At 69.7% G+C, this 15,041-nt stretch carries 15 protein-coding genes; 8 read left to right on the top strand and 7 right to left on the bottom strand.

Translation table 11 applies throughout. The features are described 5' to 3' along the window. Positions 1-18: 18 nt before the first annotated feature. Positions 19-1,758 (bottom strand): helix-hairpin-helix domain-containing protein, encoded by a 1,740-nt coding sequence (locus EPL03_RS09385; RefSeq protein WP_135829068.1) that lies wholly within the window; start codon positions 1,756-1,758, stop codon positions 19-21. Positions 1,759-1,773: 15 nt separating this feature from the next. Beyond that, positions 1,774-2,211: a DUF5788 family protein gene (locus EPL03_RS09390; protein WP_135829069.1), complete on the bottom strand. Its 438-nt coding sequence runs from the start codon at positions 2,209-2,211 to the stop codon at positions 1,774-1,776. Positions 2,212-2,380: 169 nt separating this feature from the next. On the opposite strand from EPL03_RS09390, the gene EPL03_RS09395 reads away from it, so the two are divergent. The 4 genes from EPL03_RS09395 to EPL03_RS09410 all read left to right on the top strand — a co-directional run bounded on the left by EPL03_RS09395 (position 2,381) and on the right by EPL03_RS09410 (position 5,514). Next, positions 2,381-3,070: a class I SAM-dependent methyltransferase gene (locus EPL03_RS09395; protein ID WP_135829070.1), complete on the top strand. Its 690-nt coding sequence runs from the start codon at positions 2,381-2,383 to the stop codon at positions 3,068-3,070. A gap of 93 nt (positions 3,071-3,163) precedes the next feature. After that, positions 3,164-4,081, top strand: a complete 918-nt coding sequence (locus EPL03_RS09400) for a rhomboid family intramembrane serine protease (RefSeq protein WP_135829071.1) — start codon at positions 3,164-3,166, stop codon at positions 4,079-4,081. Positions 4,082-4,105: 24 nt separating this feature from the next. Continuing rightward, positions 4,106-4,933 (top strand): endonuclease V, encoded by an 828-nt coding sequence (locus tag EPL03_RS09405; protein ID WP_135829072.1) that lies wholly within the window; start codon positions 4,106-4,108, stop codon positions 4,931-4,933. Between the two features lie 98 nt (positions 4,934-5,031). Further along, the gene (locus EPL03_RS09410) at positions 5,032-5,514 is read left to right on the top strand and encodes a metal-dependent hydrolase (RefSeq protein WP_135829073.1); all 483 of its coding nucleotides are present in this window, start codon (positions 5,032-5,034) and stop codon (positions 5,512-5,514) included. A 7-nt stretch (positions 5,515-5,521) separates the two neighbouring features. Here EPL03_RS09410 and EPL03_RS09415 read toward each other — a convergent pair whose 3' ends face one another. After that, on the bottom strand, positions 5,522-6,280 hold the full coding sequence (locus tag EPL03_RS09415) for a PHP-associated domain-containing protein (protein WP_244605236.1): 759 nt from the start codon (positions 6,278-6,280) through the stop codon (positions 5,522-5,524). A gap of 142 nt (positions 6,281-6,422) precedes the next feature. Here EPL03_RS09415 and EPL03_RS09420 point away from each other — a divergent pair, with 142 nt between their 5' ends. Next, a complete protein-coding gene (locus EPL03_RS09420; RefSeq protein ID WP_135829074.1) occupies positions 6,423-7,511 on the top strand; it encodes an aldo/keto reductase in 1,089 nt (362 codons plus the stop codon). Positions 7,512-7,598: 87 nt separating this feature from the next. Then, positions 7,599-8,795 (top strand): MFS transporter, encoded by a 1,197-nt coding sequence (locus EPL03_RS09425; protein WP_244605237.1) that lies wholly within the window; start codon positions 7,599-7,601, stop codon positions 8,793-8,795. Here EPL03_RS09425 and EPL03_RS09430 read toward each other — a convergent pair. Next, a complete protein-coding gene (locus tag EPL03_RS09430) occupies positions 8,792-9,163 on the bottom strand; it encodes a hypothetical protein (RefSeq protein WP_135829075.1) in 372 nt (123 codons plus the stop codon). The two genes, EPL03_RS09425 and EPL03_RS09430, sit on opposite strands and share 4 nt — an antisense overlap. A gap of 365 nt (positions 9,164-9,528) precedes the next feature. After that, a complete protein-coding gene (locus tag EPL03_RS09435; protein WP_135829076.1) occupies positions 9,529-9,933 on the bottom strand; it encodes a Fic family protein in 405 nt (134 codons plus the stop codon). 154 nt (positions 9,934-10,087) lie between these two features. On the opposite strand from EPL03_RS09435, the gene EPL03_RS09440 reads away from it, so the two are divergent. Continuing rightward, a complete protein-coding gene (locus tag EPL03_RS09440) occupies positions 10,088-11,194 on the top strand; it encodes a glycosyltransferase family protein (protein WP_135829077.1) in 1,107 nt (368 codons plus the stop codon). A gap of 512 nt (positions 11,195-11,706) precedes the next feature. Further along, positions 11,707-12,846 carry an ArsA family ATPase gene (locus EPL03_RS09445; protein WP_135829078.1) on the top strand — a complete coding sequence of 380 codons (1,140 nt, stop codon included), beginning with the start codon at positions 11,707-11,709 and terminating at the stop codon, positions 12,844-12,846. 114 nt (positions 12,847-12,960) lie between these two features. Here the strand turns inward: EPL03_RS09445 and EPL03_RS09450 are convergent, their stop codons facing one another. Together EPL03_RS09450 and EPL03_RS09455 are read right to left on the bottom strand one after the other, a co-directional pair. After that, a complete protein-coding gene (locus EPL03_RS09450) occupies positions 12,961-13,830 on the bottom strand; it encodes an SDR family oxidoreductase (RefSeq protein WP_135829079.1) in 870 nt (289 codons plus the stop codon). A gap of 73 nt (positions 13,831-13,903) precedes the next feature. Beyond that, entirely contained in the window at positions 13,904-14,431 is a 528-nt protein-coding gene (locus EPL03_RS09455; RefSeq protein WP_135829080.1) for a CinA family protein, read from the bottom strand. Positions 14,432-15,041: the final 610 nt, after the last annotated feature.

Raw genomic sequence — 15,041 nt, forward strand, 5'->3', positions numbered from 1 at the left:
GTCACGTCCCACCAGCCCTCAGTCGAGGAACGCCCGGACGCCCGCCGCGTCCCGGGCGTTCAGCACGTCGTCGGTCTCGGCCCACCCGCGCCGGGCGGTGTGGACGCCGTACCGGACGTTTCCGTACTCGGGCGGGGCGTGAGCGTCGGTGTCGATTGCGACGGTCGCGCCCGCCTCGACGGCCTGCTTGACCGCGCTACCCCAGAGGTCGAGCCGGTGGGGGTTGCTGTTGACTTCGAGCGCGGTGCCGTGGTCGGCGGCCGCGCGAGCCACCGCCTCGACGTCGAGTTCGAGACCGGCGCGCTGGTTGATGAGCCGCCCGCTCGGGTGGCCCAGCACGTCCACCTCGGGGTGTTCGACCGCCGCGACCAGCCGGTCGGTTCCGTCGCCGTCCAGCCCGCTGTGGGGCGAGGCGACCACGCAGTCGAGGTCCGCCAGCAGGTCGTCGCCGACGCTGACGGTCCCGTCGGCGGCGACGTTGGCCTCCACGCCCGCGAACACCTCGATATCGGCGTCGTCGGCCACCGCGCGAATCTCGGTCAGTTGCTCGCGCAACGCCTCGTCGTCGAGTCCCACGCCGCCGACCATCCCCGGTCCGGTGGCGTGGTCGGCGATGCAGACGAACTCGTGGCCGAACTCGGCGGCCGCCGCGACCATCTCCTCGACCGAGAGCGTGCCGTCCGACCAGTCGGTGTGGACGTGGAGGTCGCCCCGAACCTCGCCCGGCGCGAGCAGGTCGGGGAGGTCGCCCGACGCCGCGGCGTCTATCTCGCCCCGGTCCTCGCGCAACTCCGGTGGAATCGGCGGCAGGTCGAGCGCCTCGTACATCCCGTCCTCGGTCTCGCCAGCGACGCGCTCGCCGACTCGCTGGCCGGAATCGAGGTCCTCAAGCTCGGAGACGTCGAAGATGCCGTACTCGTTGACCTTGTAGCCGCGCTCGATGGCGTAGTTCCGGAACCGGATGTTGTGGGCCTTGCTCCCCGAGAAGTACTGGAGCGCCGACCCGAACTCCTGGGGCGCGACCACGCGGAGGTCGACGCGCTGGCCGTTCGAGCGCACGCTGGCCTTGTCCGACCCGGCCTCGATGACCTCGTCGGCCTCGGCCCAGTCGGTGAATGCGTCGACGACGGCCTCGCGGTCGTCGCTCCCGACCAGCACGTCCACGTCGCCGATGGTGGGCTTCCAGCGGCGGAGCGACCCCGCGAGTTCACACCGACCCGCCTCGGGGATGGCCTCGAAGAACGCGAGCGCGGCCTCGCCGACCGGCCGTGCGTCCCCGAGCAACTGGCGGCCCTGCGACTGGCGGGCGAACTCGACGCCGTCGAGGATGTTCCGCTCGGTCTTCTCGCCGAACCCCGAGACCGCCCGAATCTCGCCCTCGCGGGCGGCGCGTTCGAGGTCGTCGAGGTCCCGCACGTCGAGCGCCCGGTAGAGGTCGCCCACGGTCTTGGGACCGACGCCCTCGACGCTCGTGAGTTCGGCCATCTCGACCGGGAACTCCTCGCGCGAGTCCTCCAGTTGCTCGAAGGTCCCGGTCTCGACGGCCTCGACGACCTTCTTCGAGATGGACTCGCCCACGTCGTCCAGTCGCTGGACGCCCTCCGGCCCCTCGGCGGCGAGGTCGGCGACGTCCTCGGGGGCGTCCCGGATGCTCTCGGCCGCCCGGCGGTAGGTCCGGTGCTTGTAGTCGACGCCCTGGGCTTCGAGGCGGTCGGCGTACGCTTCGAGCAGACTCGCGATTTCGGCGTTTCGTCTCATGGATTCGAATCTCCGTCAGCGTCGCCCGCGCTTGCTCGCGTCCTCGTGGCCGAGCGCCTGCTTGAGGAACGACAGCCAGCGCTTGCGGTCGGCGGCCGCCTTCGCCTCGGCCTCGCGTTCGACGTCGGTCGGCCCCAGGCTTTCGAGCGCGTTGAGCGCCCGGTCGATGCCCACGATGGCCGCCGCGACCTCCTCGCCCTCCTCGAACGATATCTCGCCGTCTTCGAGGCGCTGCTTGCGCTGGAGGCGCTCGCGCCGGAGGTTCTTCTTCGCGCGGTCGACCCGCTCGCGCTCGCCCGCCGGCACGGTGTCGCGGCGCTTTATCTCGAAGACGAACTCCCGGAGGTCGAGTCGCTCGCCCTGCACGTCGATGGTCTCCGGAATCGCCGCGCCGACCGTCGCGCCCTCGCGCTCGACGCGTTCGAGCAGTTGCTTGCGCTCGTACTCCTTCACGTCCCATTCTCGGGACGCCAGCGACAAAAACTCGCCGGGAGGTCGAGAAGCGCGCGACCTGCGTCGCCGACGGCGGCGAATCGGGGCGGGACATGCGCCCGGGAAATACTCGCCCGGCGGCGGTATGACTCCGTGAAAAGCATAGGTGCGTGGGGCGGGTACGAGGTGCATGAAAAAGCCCGGAGAGGTGTTCGCCGACGCCAGCGTCTACGACCCCGGCATCGAGGCCATCGTCCCGCGATACGACGAACTCCACGACGCGCTGCTCAACGCCCCGCCTCACGACCGCGACCGGTCGATTCGCGTCCTCGAACTCGGCGCGGGCACGGGCGAACTCACCGCCAAGCTGTTGACCCGGTTTCCCGAGAGTACGGTGGTGGCTGTCGACCACAGCGAGCAGATGCTCGCGGAGGCCGAGCGCAAGCTGGCGACGTTCGGCGACCGCGCACAACTCGCACGGGGAGCCTTCCCCGACGATTACCCCGACGCGTCGGGCGAATACGACCTCGTGGTGTCGTCGCTAGCGATACACCACCTCGACGAGGCCGACAAGCGCGCGCTGTTCGACGCGGTTCTGGCGTCGCTCGCGCCCGGCGGCTGGTTCCTCAACGCCGACGTGGTTCGGTTCGACGCGCCCCACCTCGAATCGCTGGCCGAGGACATGATAGAAAACTGGGTGCGCGCGAAAGGGTGGGAGGAACGGGACTTCATGGACGAGTGGGAGGCCAGCGACGACTACGACGACCCCTCGACGCTGACCGACCAACTGGTGTGGCTCCGCGAGTCGGGGTTCGAGGCGGTCACGTCGATTTGGCAGTACTACAATTTCGCGGTGTACGGCGGTGCGAAGCCGGCGTGAATCGGCGTCGGGAACCGCCATTCGGCGAACCGTGGCGCGCCGAGCCTCCCAAGACCCAAATCCCTTTCAAGACCCGACCCAAACACCAATCCAATGGCGCAGTGCGACGCGTGTGGCGAAGACGAGAACATGCCGTACAAGTGTCGACGCTGCGGCGGCACCTTCTGCTCGGCCCACCGGCTTCCCGAGAGCCACGACTGTCCCGGCCTGAACGAGTGGAACGACCCCGACGGGGTGTTCGACAGCGGGTTCGACGACGGCGTGAACGACCGGGGCGGGTCGGGCGGCGTCGCCGACCGCCTCGGAATCGACACCGGACCGGGCGGCCCGCTGGGCTACTTCCGGAACAACATGGCGTTCGTGTTCCTCGGGCTGATGTGGGTCACGTTCGGCCTGCAACTGGTGATATCGGAAGTCCTCGGCCTCCGACTGCTCTCGGAGACGCTGTTCGTCCTGCGGTCGGACCACCTCGCGCGGGTCTGGACGTGGTTCACCTCCATCTTCGCCCACAATGGATTCGGCCACATCTTCGTCAACTCCATCGTGCTGTACTTCTTCGGGCCGGTGGTCGAGCGCCGCATCGGGACCAAGCGGTTCACGATGCTGTTCCTCGCGGCCGGCGCGGTCGCCGGCCTCGCGCAGGTCGGCGTGTACGCCCTGCTGAACCCGGTCGCGCCGCCGACGGGCGTCATCGGCGCGAGCGGGGCGGTCGCTGCGGTCCTCGGACTGCTGACCGTGCTGAACCCCAACCTGACCATCTACCTCTACTTCATCCTCCCGATGCCGCTGTGGGTGGCGACCGGGCTGTTCGTCGCCTACTCGGTGTTCGTGAGCGCGGCGGGCGGCATCGGCGCGGGCGGGGTCGCACAGCTCGCCCACCTCATGGGGGTCGCCATCGGCCTCGCGTACGGCGCGAAGCTCAAGCGGGAGGGCGAGCGCGCCCCACAGGAGTTGCAACTCGGCGGCGGGCGCGGACCGGGCGGGCCGGGCGGGCCGGGCGGACGATTCTAACCCCCCGAGCGCCAAGGTCCCGCCATGACGCCAGTCCACCCCGAGTTCGTCCCCGACGCGTCGCTCGCCCGCGAGGAGATGGAACGCCTCCAGCGCGAGGTGGCCGAACGGGCGACGTTCGCCGACGACTTCGCGTTCGACCCCGGCGCGGTCGGGGGCGCTCGGTCCGACCCCGACCAGTCGACGCTCGGCGATTCCGCGCCGAACGGGGTCGCCCCCGAGTCGTCGGAGCCGCCGGTCGTCGCCGGCGTCGACCAAGCGTTCAGTTCCGACGGCGAGCGGGCCGTCAGCGCAGTCGTCGCGACCCGCGGCGGCGAGGTAATCGAGCGGACCCACGCGGTCGAGCCGGCCGACGTGCCGTACATCCCCGGGCTGCTGTCGTTCCGCGAGGGCGGGGCCATCCTCTCGGCGCTCGCGGACCTGTCGGTCGACCCCGACCTCGCGGTCCTCGACGGCAGCGGTCGCATCCACTTCCGGCAGGCGGGCATCGCGACCCACGTCGGCGTCACCCTCGACGTGCCCGCAGTCGGGGTCGCCAAGAGCCTGCTCTGTGGTCGGCCCCGCGAGTCGCTCGACGCCCACTTGCCGGCCGGCGCGCGCGTCGCCGTCGAGGCCGACGGGAGCGTCGACGCGCCGGACGGGACGGTCCTCGGCCACGCCTACCAGTCGCGCCAGTACGACAATCCCGAGACGCGACACGTGAATCCGCTGTACGTCAGTCCCGGCCACCGGGTGAGCGCCGAGACCGCGACCGACCTCGTCGCGGCTCTCTGTGCGGGCTACAAGCTCCCGGAGCCGACCCGGCTGGCCGACAGGTACGCCGACGATCGCAAGCGCGAACTCGCCGACTGAGCCGGTGGACTGCCCGGCCGGGCCACACCGCGTGGGTCGAGGCGGAGGGAAAGGCTTGAGTCCTCCCCGTGGAACGACTCGGACGTGACGAGATTCGCATGAACAAACAGGGACACGTCCTGAACGCGGTTCTGTTGAGCATCGGACTCGGATACGTCTTCTATCCGGCGGGCGACGTGCCGACGTTCCGGGCCATCGCCGAGATGTCGGTGCCCATCGTGCTGGGCGCGCTGTTGCCCGACGTCGACACCGCCTTCGGGAAGCACCGCAAGACGCTCCACAACCTGCCCTTGCTCGCGGTCGTCTACGCCTATCCCGTCTACTTCGGCAACCTCCACTACGTCTGGATGGGCGTGGCGACCCACTACGTCCTCGACCTGCTCGGGAGCAAGCGTGGCATCGCGCTGTTTTACCCCTACTCGAAGGAGTACAACCTCCCCGTGGGCGTCGCGGTGTCGAGCAAGTGGGCCACGGGCATCACGGTCGCCGTGACGGCGGTCGAACTCGCGCTGGTCGCCGTGGTCGTCCACTTCGAGTTGCCCGTGCAGGACCTCACCGGCACGGTCCCGGGGATACTGTAATCGGGCGTCAGTACACGCCCTCGAACCGGTCGTCGTAGGCCACGTGGTCGGGGTGGGTCGGCTCCGTCCCCGAGAGGAGGACGCGGTCGAGCTTCTCGTAGGAGTTCTCCCAGCCGAGGTGGGCGAACTCCGCCGCGCAGCGCAGCCGGTGGGTCCATCCCGAACGGTGGACGACCCGGCGGTCGACGCCGCGCGTGAGTGCCGCCACCAGGTCCGCCCGCGAGTCCAACGACGTCGCGAACTCGGTCCACGCCTCGCCGACGGTCCGTCGCCGGTGGGCGTACGACGAGGTGAACGCCGGCAGGTCGAGGTCGGCGGCGACCGCGCTCGCCCGGCGGTCGTGGTGGGGCCAGTGCTTGGGGTTGTACGTCTCGACCGCGTCGACGGTGTCGCGGTAGGTCGCCACGTCGTCGGCGTCGAGGGACACCGTGAGAAACTCCGGATGGGGAACGAGGACCGCCGCGTTCTGGCGGTCGAACTCGGCCATCGCGGCCTCCAGCGGCACGAAGTCGGGGACGGGGTCGTCGAGTCCGACCGCGAGGACGTGCTTGCGATTCCGCCAGCTTCCGGTGAACACCTCGCGGCCGGGCACCACGAGCAGGTCGTCGTCCGAGAACCGGTCGGCCCGCTCGCGCACGTCCGGCAGGCGGGTGAAGTGGGGCGCGTACACCAGCGCGTCGAGCCCCCGGGCCTTGGCGCGCTCGACCACGCGTTCGTCGAGCACCTTGACGTGCATGTCCACCCGGAACGACTCGCCACCTGTCACGTCCGAGAGTTACCCCACTCGCCAGATAACGATTCTGATTCCGGAAGTTCGCCCGCCGAGTCGGCCGCCCCTCGGCCACTTCCGGGCGCGCGGCGACGGCTCGACCCGCGGCCTTTTGCCGACGCCGGGACTACCCTCGCGCATGGCCACCGACGAGGGCACCTACGAGTACAAGCTCCAGCACGGCGACGAGTTCGGCCGGACCTACTTCCGGCGGTTCGACGGCCTCGCGGTGTCGTCGCTGGGCGTCGGCACCTACCTCGGGGAGCCGACCGACGCGGTCGACGCCCGGTACCGAGACGCCGTCGCGACCGCGCTGGAAGGCGGGGTCAACGTCGTCGACACGGCCGTCAACTACCGCCACCAGCGCAGCGAGCGCGCGGTCGGCGACGCCATCGAGCACGCCGACGTCGACCGCGACGCCGTGTTCGTCTCGACCAAGGGCGGGTTCGTCCCCTTCGACGGCGAGCGCCCCGACGACCCCGGCGCGTACGTCAAACGCGAGTTCGTGGACGCGGGCCTCGTGGACCGCGAGGACCTCGCGCGCGGCCAGCACGCGCTCGCGCCCGACTTCCTCGACGCCTCGCTCGACCGCTCGCTGGACAACCTCGGACTCGACTCGGTCGACCTCTACTACGTCCACAACCCCGAGACCCAGCTCCACGCCCGGTCGCGCGAGGACGTGTACGACCGACTCGAAGCCGCCTTCGCGCGACTGGAGGAGCGTGCGGCCGCCGGCGACGTCGGCGCGTACGGCGTGGCGACGTGGGACGCGTTCCGCGTGCCGGCCGACCACGACCAGTACCTCGCGCTCCCGGAGGTCGTCTCGCGGGCGCGCTCGGCCGCCAAGACCGCCGGCAACACCGCGACCCACCTCCGGGCGATTCAGCTCCCGTTCAACGTCTTCATGGCCGACGCGTTCACCGTCGAGTCCCACGAGGGGCCCGAGGGGCCACAGAGCGCGCTCCGGTTCGCCCACGAGGCGGGGCTGAACGTGTTCACCAGCGCGTCCATCGGGCAGGGCGAACTCGTCGAGGGCATGCCAGAGGACGTGGCCGAACGACTCGCGGGCGAGTCCACGACCCAGCGCGCCATCAACTTCGCCCGGAGCGCCCCCGGCGTCACCAGTTCGCTGGTCGGGACCAGCGACCCCGAACACGTCGCGGAGAACCTCGCGGCGTGTCGGTTCGACCCGATGGGGGCCGACGCCTTCGACCAGGTGTTCGAGTGACGGCGACGGGGACGCTCGCTCACGTTCCGACGAGTCCGTTTCACCGCTTCCGGAAGGTTTGACTGTGGGGTCGGAGTAGCTCCCGAGGTGTCCCGTAGTCGCGTCTTCGCGTCGATGTGCTCGGTGGTCTTCCTGGTCAACTTCGGCCGGGTGGTGTTCGCGCCGCTGCTCGACCCCCTGGCGGGGGCGTTCGAGCTCACCGAGTCGACCGCCGGATTGATCGCCACGCTGGCGTGGCTCGGGAGCGCCCTGCCCCGGATTCCGACCGGCTACCTCCTCACGCGGGTCGAGCGCCACCGGGTCGTGCTGGGGACCGGCGCGGTGCTGTCGGCGGCCGCCGGACTCACCGCCTTCGCCGACTCGGTCCTCACGCTGGGTGCCGGCGCGTTCCTCATGGGCGTTGCCAGCGGGGCGTACTTCATCGCCGCGAACCCGCTGGTCACCGAGTTGTATCCCCAGCGGGTCGGGCGGGTCATCGGCGTCCACGGCACCGCGAGCCAGCTCGCGGCGGTCGTCGCGCCCCTGTTCGTCGGCGCGGTGTTGCTGACCGCGACGTGGCGCGAGGTGTTCGCGTCGGTTTCGCTCGTCGCGGCGCTCGTGACGGTGGGCTTCTATCTGGCCGCGCGCCGGGCCGACCTGCCCGACGTGGGGAACGCCGACAGGGACCTGCTCGCGGCCGCCCGCCGCCAGTGGCCCATCATCGCCAGCGGCGTCGCCATCCTCGGCGCGGCCGGGTTCGTCTGGCAGGGGCTGTTCAACTTCTACGTCACCTACGTCACCGCGACCAAGAGCGTCGACGCCGGGACCGCGCGCAACCTGCTCACGGTCATCTTCGCGGCCGGCGTGCCCGCGTTCTGGGTCACCGGGCGACTCGCCGACCGCTTCTCGCACGTCCCGCTGATGCTCGCCATCTTCGCGGGCTTCGTCGCGTCGCTGCTCGCGCTCACCGTCGCGGAGGGGCTACTCGCGCTCACCGCCGCGACCGTGGCGATGGGCTACGTCGCCCACAGCTTCTTCCCGGCGCTGGACACCTACCTGCTCGACTCGCTGCCCGACGAAAACCGGGCCAGCGCCTACTCGGTGTACAGCGGCGTGATGATGATAGCCCAAGCCATCGGGAGCTTCGTCCTCGGGTCGCTGGTCGAGTCCGGACTGGGGTACGACAGGGTGTTCCGGACGTTCGCTGGCGCGCTCACCGTGGTACTGGCGGTGTTGGTCGTCCTCTGGCTGGCCGACGTGTTACCGGAAGGCGGTCGGGACCCGAGCGTGGCCCACGGGGATTAGAGCTCGCGCCGGCAGACCGAGACCGCCGGCGGGACGAGTTCCGGGTCGCGGTCGAGCCCCACGAAGACCGCGGTCTCGCGGGTCCAGCCCACCAGATTGATTCCCTTTCCGTATATCCGCACGGTGTACTCCAGTCCGCCCAGCGGCGGGAACAGGTCCTCCTTCCGGGCTTCCGCGATGTGTTCGAAGACGACCTCTTCGAGGATGTCCTCGCGCATCTCCCCGGTGTACATCTCGTCGATGTCGGCTCGCATGTGCGCCAGCTCGTACTCCTGGTCGGGAACGTCGACGAGGGCGACGGTCCGCAACCCGTCACCGACGGCGTCGTGGAGCGCGTCGGTGAGCGCGTTCGACAGCGTTGAACTCATGGCTGATTCCACAGAACAGGGACATATCATCGTGTCGCTACGAGTAGCTTCGGAGACAGTTTCGAGCGGTCTCGGGGCTCGCACGCCACTCCGGACGACGCCCCCGCGAGATTCCGGTCCGGGTGCCGTTCCGTGCCGCTTCCGGGTCCGTTTCTACCCCGCGCTCCCGACCCGAGTCGACGGAGTAAACGGCACCCAGCCAAAAGAGACGCTAGGCCAACTCGTCTAACAGTTCCCGATCGTCGTCGATGAGTTCTCGGACGCGCTCGCGGTGTTCCTCGATTCCGTCTCGCTCCGAACCTTGCTGGCTCATAGTAGTCGTTGGTTATTGTTGGTCACCTTCGGTCTTCAATCTTCCTCCCGCATTACGGTCCTAATCTGGACTCGTCGATTTCACCTGCTTCTAGCCACTCTGCGATTTCGGCAACGTCGTACCGCCGGATGCGACGCAGGACTCGTCCGGCGTTCGAGTCGCGCCTAGCGGGCGTTTCGCCGTTGTCCGCGAGGTACTTTCGAACGGTTACCCATGCAGTTCGCTTGTTTCCGTCCTCGAAGAGGTGTGCCGTGACGAGTTTCCGAAGCAGATACGCCGCCCGGTGATACAGGTCGTCGTAGTCGTCTGCCCCCCGGACGATACGCTCGAGTTTCAATTTCGGTGCGGCAACTCGTACTCCCGTGTATTTCATGTCGTACGCGCGTTCGATTTCCTCGTGAGTCGCTAGAATCTCTTTTGGCGTGGGGAGCGTATCACTGGCGTCGTCTCTCGTCATGCCTCGTCTCTAATCCGCCGAATAGTCGATATCGACGTTATTTAAATCCAGTACTTTCGAAGCGTGCAAAAGACGAACGCCGTTCCGGGAGACCACTGCTCGTCGCCTTCCGCTTCCGGGTCCTTTTCTACCCCGCGCTCCCAACCCCGAGTCGATGGAGTACGGACAGGAGCGAATCGCCACACTCCACGACCTGACGGGCCACGTCCCGGACGCGCCGACCGAGCGGGCGGCCGTGGTGGTCCCGATGACCGACCGGGAGTACGCCGGGCTGGCGGCCGAGCGCGTCCTCTCGGAGCTGGAGTCGGTCGCGCCCGCCGAGGTGGTCGTCCCGCTGCGCGCGCCGGCCGACACGGTGCCGGAGTTCGCGGCGTGGCTCTCGGAGTTCGACCTCCCGCTGACGGTCCTGTGGTGCAACGGGCCCGAAGTTCGGGACCTGCTCGCGCGCCACGGGCTGAACGGCGAGGCCGGGAAGGGCCGGGACGCCTGGCTCGCGCTCGGGGTCGCGGCCGCGAACCGCGAGTACGTGGTGGTCCACGACGCGGACGCCGAGACCTACGAGGCCGCCGACGTGTCGCGGCTGCTCGCGCCGCTCGCGACCGGCTACCAGTTCACGAAGGGCTACTACGCCCGGGTCGAGAGCGGGCGGCTCTACGGTCGGCTGTGTCGGCTCTTTTACGCCCCGCTGGTGCGGGCGCTCGCCGACGCCCATCCCGACGCGGCGGTGCTGGACTACCTCGGAGCCTTCCGGTACGCGCTGGCGGGCGAGTTCGGCCTGACCGCCGACCTCGCGCGCTCGCTGCGAGTCGAGCGCCACTGGGGACTGGAAGTGGGCCAGCTCGGCGAGACGTTCGCCCACGCGGGGTTCGACGGCACCGCGCAGGTCGACCTCGGCCGGTACGAACACGACCACCGCGCGGTGTCGGGCCCGACCGGCCTCTCGGACATGAGCCGCCACGTCGGTCGGGCGCTGCTGCGTGCGGTCGAGGAGGGCGGCGTCGCTCCCGACTACGAGAGCTTACCCGAGCGCTACCGCGAGTCCGCTCGCGGGTTCGTCGAGCAGTACGCCGCCGACGCCGCGTTCAACGGGCTCGACTACGACCGAGCCGCCGAGCGCGAGCAGGTCGACACCTACGCGGAGGCGATTCGCCCGCCTGGCGAGGACCGCCGGCTCCCCCCGTGGCGAGAGGTGGACCTGACGGCCGACGAGGTGCTGGCGGCCTCGCGGGCGGACGTGGCCGACGTGCGGACGGGAGACTGAGTGGGACCGGAGTCGGCCTCCGAGTCAGACTGTAACGTGACTAGTTACCCGGCGCGCGCTGGCGCGACCCGCAAGTGGTCGCGCCGAAGCGCGCGAGGGAGGGGCGCGTTCATGCGCCCCGAGGCTGGGGAGGCGTGAGGACTGCCGTCGCGGTGCGGTTGCTGTGCGATTGCAGTGCGATTGCAGTGCGGTTGCAGTGCGATTGCAGTGCGGTTGCTGTGCGATTGCAATGCCGTTGCTCTGCGGGGCGGTCGCGGTTCTCATAGGTCGAGGCAGAAGCTAACCTTGCGGTATCGTGCGTCTCCGGGATGCAGTCCGACATCACGGTGTCGTGTCGAGGCAGAAACTGGCCTTCCGGTATCGTCCATTACCGTTTCGAGTGAGACCGAGCTAGCTACTGCCGTCACCTGTGAGTAACCGCGACCGCACCCGCCTCCGCGACCGCACCTCGTACCGAACCCGAATCTCGAAGACCGACGGGTACACAAGTCCCGACTCCGTACCCGTCACCAATGAGCGAACTCGACGTGGAGCCGGTCGAGCGCATCGACGAGGGCGACCTGCCGGTGGGCGTGGATGCGCCCGAATACGTCCTCTACGGGGGCAAGGGCGGCGTCGGCAAGACCACGATGGCGGCCGCGACCGGGCTGGCCAGCGCCCGTGGCGGCACGGCGACGCTGGTGGTCTCGACCGACCCGGCCCACTCGCTGTCGGACACCTTCGAGACCGAGATTCCCGCGACGCCCGAGCGCATCCGCGAGGACGTGCCCCTCTACGCGGCCGAGATCGACCCCGACGCCGCGCTCGAAGCCGGCAACGCGGTGTTCGGCGGCGCGAGTGCCGGCGGCGAATCAGCGGCCGACGACGGAGCCGGGTTCGGCGCGGAGCCGGGAGCTTCGACCGGCGACGACCCGGGGGCGATGGGCGACGACGGGCCGATGGGCGGGCTCGGCGGCCTGCTGGGCGGCGACGACCCGATGGACGCGCTGCTCGGCGGACCGATGCCCGGCGCGGACGAGGCCGCCGCGATGCAGAAGCTGCTGGAGTTCATGGACGACGAGCGGTTCGACCGCGTGGTCGTCGACACCGCGCCGACCGGTCACACGCTCCGGCTGCTCGAACTGCCCGAACTGCTGGACACGATGGTCGGCCGGATTCTCAAGCTGAAACAGCAGTTCGGGCAGATGATGGAGGGCGTGAAGGGGATGTTCGGCGGCGACGACGTCGACCCCGAGGAGGGGCTCGACGACCTCGAAGCGCTCGGCGACCGCGTCGAGCGCCTGCGGGCGACCCTCCGTGACCCGAGCAAGACCGACTTCCGGGTGGTGATGGTGCCCGAGGAGCTGAGCGTCTTCGAGTCCCAGCGGCTGCTGGGTCAGCTCCGTGAGTTCGAGATTCCGGCCGGGACCGTGGTGGTCAACCGCGTGATGGAGGACCTGACGGCCGTCTCGGACGCCGGGGACGCCGACGCGTTCGTCTCGCCCGACCTCGAAGACTGTGAGTTCTGCCAGCGCCGGTGGCAGGTCCAGCAGGAGGCGCTCGCCCAGGCCCAGGACGTCTTCCGGGGCCACGACGTCAAGCGCGTCCCCCTGCTGGCCGACGAGGTCCGGGGCGAGCGCGCGCTGACCCTCGTCGCGAGCTGTCTCGACTGAACTCGTAGGGAGTATCGTCGCGCTTCGGGGATTCACCGACCAACGGACGGATACTGTCGCCCGAGTATGCCGAGAAGGGTCCGACGGCTCTACGACTTGCTACGACAATCCCGCTCAGTCCCCGAGCGGGTTCTTCGACACGAGCGAGGTTGCGAGGCCGTACAGCCGGTCGCGTAGCCTCGCGGGGACGAGCCGAGCCAGCCCGCCGACTTTTGCGACCCGGCCGACCGGGTAGCGCGGCGCGGGGTCGGTGAGGTTCGCGGCGTCGAGGACGGCCTCGGCCACCCGGCGGGGCGGTATCGAGCCGGGACCGCCGCCGCCGATGGCCTCGGTGTCGTCCAGAATCGAGTAGAGGCCCTCGTAGGCGTCCGAGCGTTCGACGCCCTCGATTTCGCTGGCCGCGCGCTTGGTGAACGCGGTGTCGACCGGGCCGGGTTCGACCAGCACCACGTCGATACCGTACTCGTCGACCTCGGGCCGGAGCGCGTCGGTGAGTCCTTCCATGGCGAACTTCGAGCCGTTGTAGACGCCCATACCGGGCGTGGCGATGCGCCCCGACACGCTGGAGACGTTGACGACGGTTCCCGCCCGGCGCTCGCGCATGTGGGGCAGGACCGCGCGGACGAGCCGGTGGGGACCGAACACGTTCACCGCGAACTGGTCCTCGACGCGCTCGACCGGTACGTCCTCGACCGGGCCGAGCTGGGCGTAGCCCGCGTTGTTGACCAGACAGTCGATGCGGCCGTGTTCGTCGACGATGCGGTCGACGACGCGCTCGACGTCGTCCTGCTCGGTCACGTCGAGCGTGGCGATGTTCGCGCCCGCCTCGCCCAGCGTCTGGACGTCGGCGGGGTTGCGGGCGGTGGCGTACACTTCCCACCCGTCGTCGAGGAACGCGCGTGCCGTCTCGCGGCCGATGCCCGACGAGCAACCGGTGATGAGGACAGTTTCGGTCACGCCTCGACTGTCACGGCCCGGACGCATAAATTTCGTCGCTTCGGAACTCAGTACCCGAGCGGTCAGCGGTCGTCGCTCGGCCGGGGCGACATTGCCCGCCTCACTCCCCGTTCCGCTTGGTCGTCACCTCGGCCAGCAGGTCCCGGAGCGCTCGCCGGGCGATCTGTTCTTTCACCGCCAATCGGTCGCCGTCGAACTCGTAGCGCGAGACGGTCGCGTCCGACGACTGGGTGCCCCACTCGCCAGCGTAGGCGACGCCGACGAAGACGGTGCCGACCGGCTTCTCGTCGGTGCCGCCCGAGGGCCCGGCGATGCCCGTGGTGGCGACGCCCCACGTCGTCCCCGCCACGTCCCGGACCCCGCGGGCCATCTCGCGGGCGACCGGTTCGCTGACCGCGCCGCGGTCGTCGAGCGTCTCGCGGGCGACCCCGAGGTGCTGGAGTTTGGCGTCGTACGAGTAGGTGACCAGCCCCCGGTCGAAGTAGTCGCTCGACCCCGGCACGTCGGTCAGCAGCGACCCGACGAGGCCGCCGGTGCAGGACTCGGCGACCGCGACCGTCTCCTCGCGCTCGCGCAGGGGGTCCCCGATTCGCTCCTCGACTGGAGGGTCTGCGGCGTGTTCGCGCATGCGAGGAGCCACGCGCTCGGGGCGAATGAAGGTGTGGGATGGAACTCGGAGTAGTTTAGAGCCCCAGTTCGAACTCGGTCACGGGACCACACTGTTGGTTCTCGTTCCACGGTCGGCGCGGGCTGGCGTCACCGCGCTCGTGGCGCGATTGCTCGGCAGACGCGGGTGTCTGCCGGCGTTTGCGCAAGCGACGCGCGCGCAGGCTCGACGGACGCGGATTGTCCGTCGGCGTCTCGCGGAACGACGTGAGGTAGGCTCGTGGGAGCGTGCCCCCCACGGCGCGGCCTCATGCCGCGCCCATCCGCGCGAGGGAGGCGAGCCCGTCGTCGGGAGCGAAGCGACCGACTGCTCGTCGGACCGCCGGTCCGACGGCGCGGAGAGCGCGGACATCCCGCTCAGCGACCGTCTCGTGGGCGGTGCCGGGCGCATCGCGCCGCGTTGGGCGAGCGACACTGCCGCGAGCCAGCGAACGAGAACTCGGCAGTCACAGCCCGCGTGGTTCGAAAATCGAAGAGTTTCGTCATCACGGGGGCGACGCGCTCGGACGACAGCCGCAGGCGAGCAGGACCGTCTGACAGCGGCGAGCGCGCCGAGGGCGTTCGAGGCTGTA

The organism is Halorussus halobius (assembly GCF_004765805.1).
Lineage (GTDB): Archaea > Halobacteriota > Halobacteria > Halobacteriales > Haladaptataceae > Halorussus > Halorussus halobius.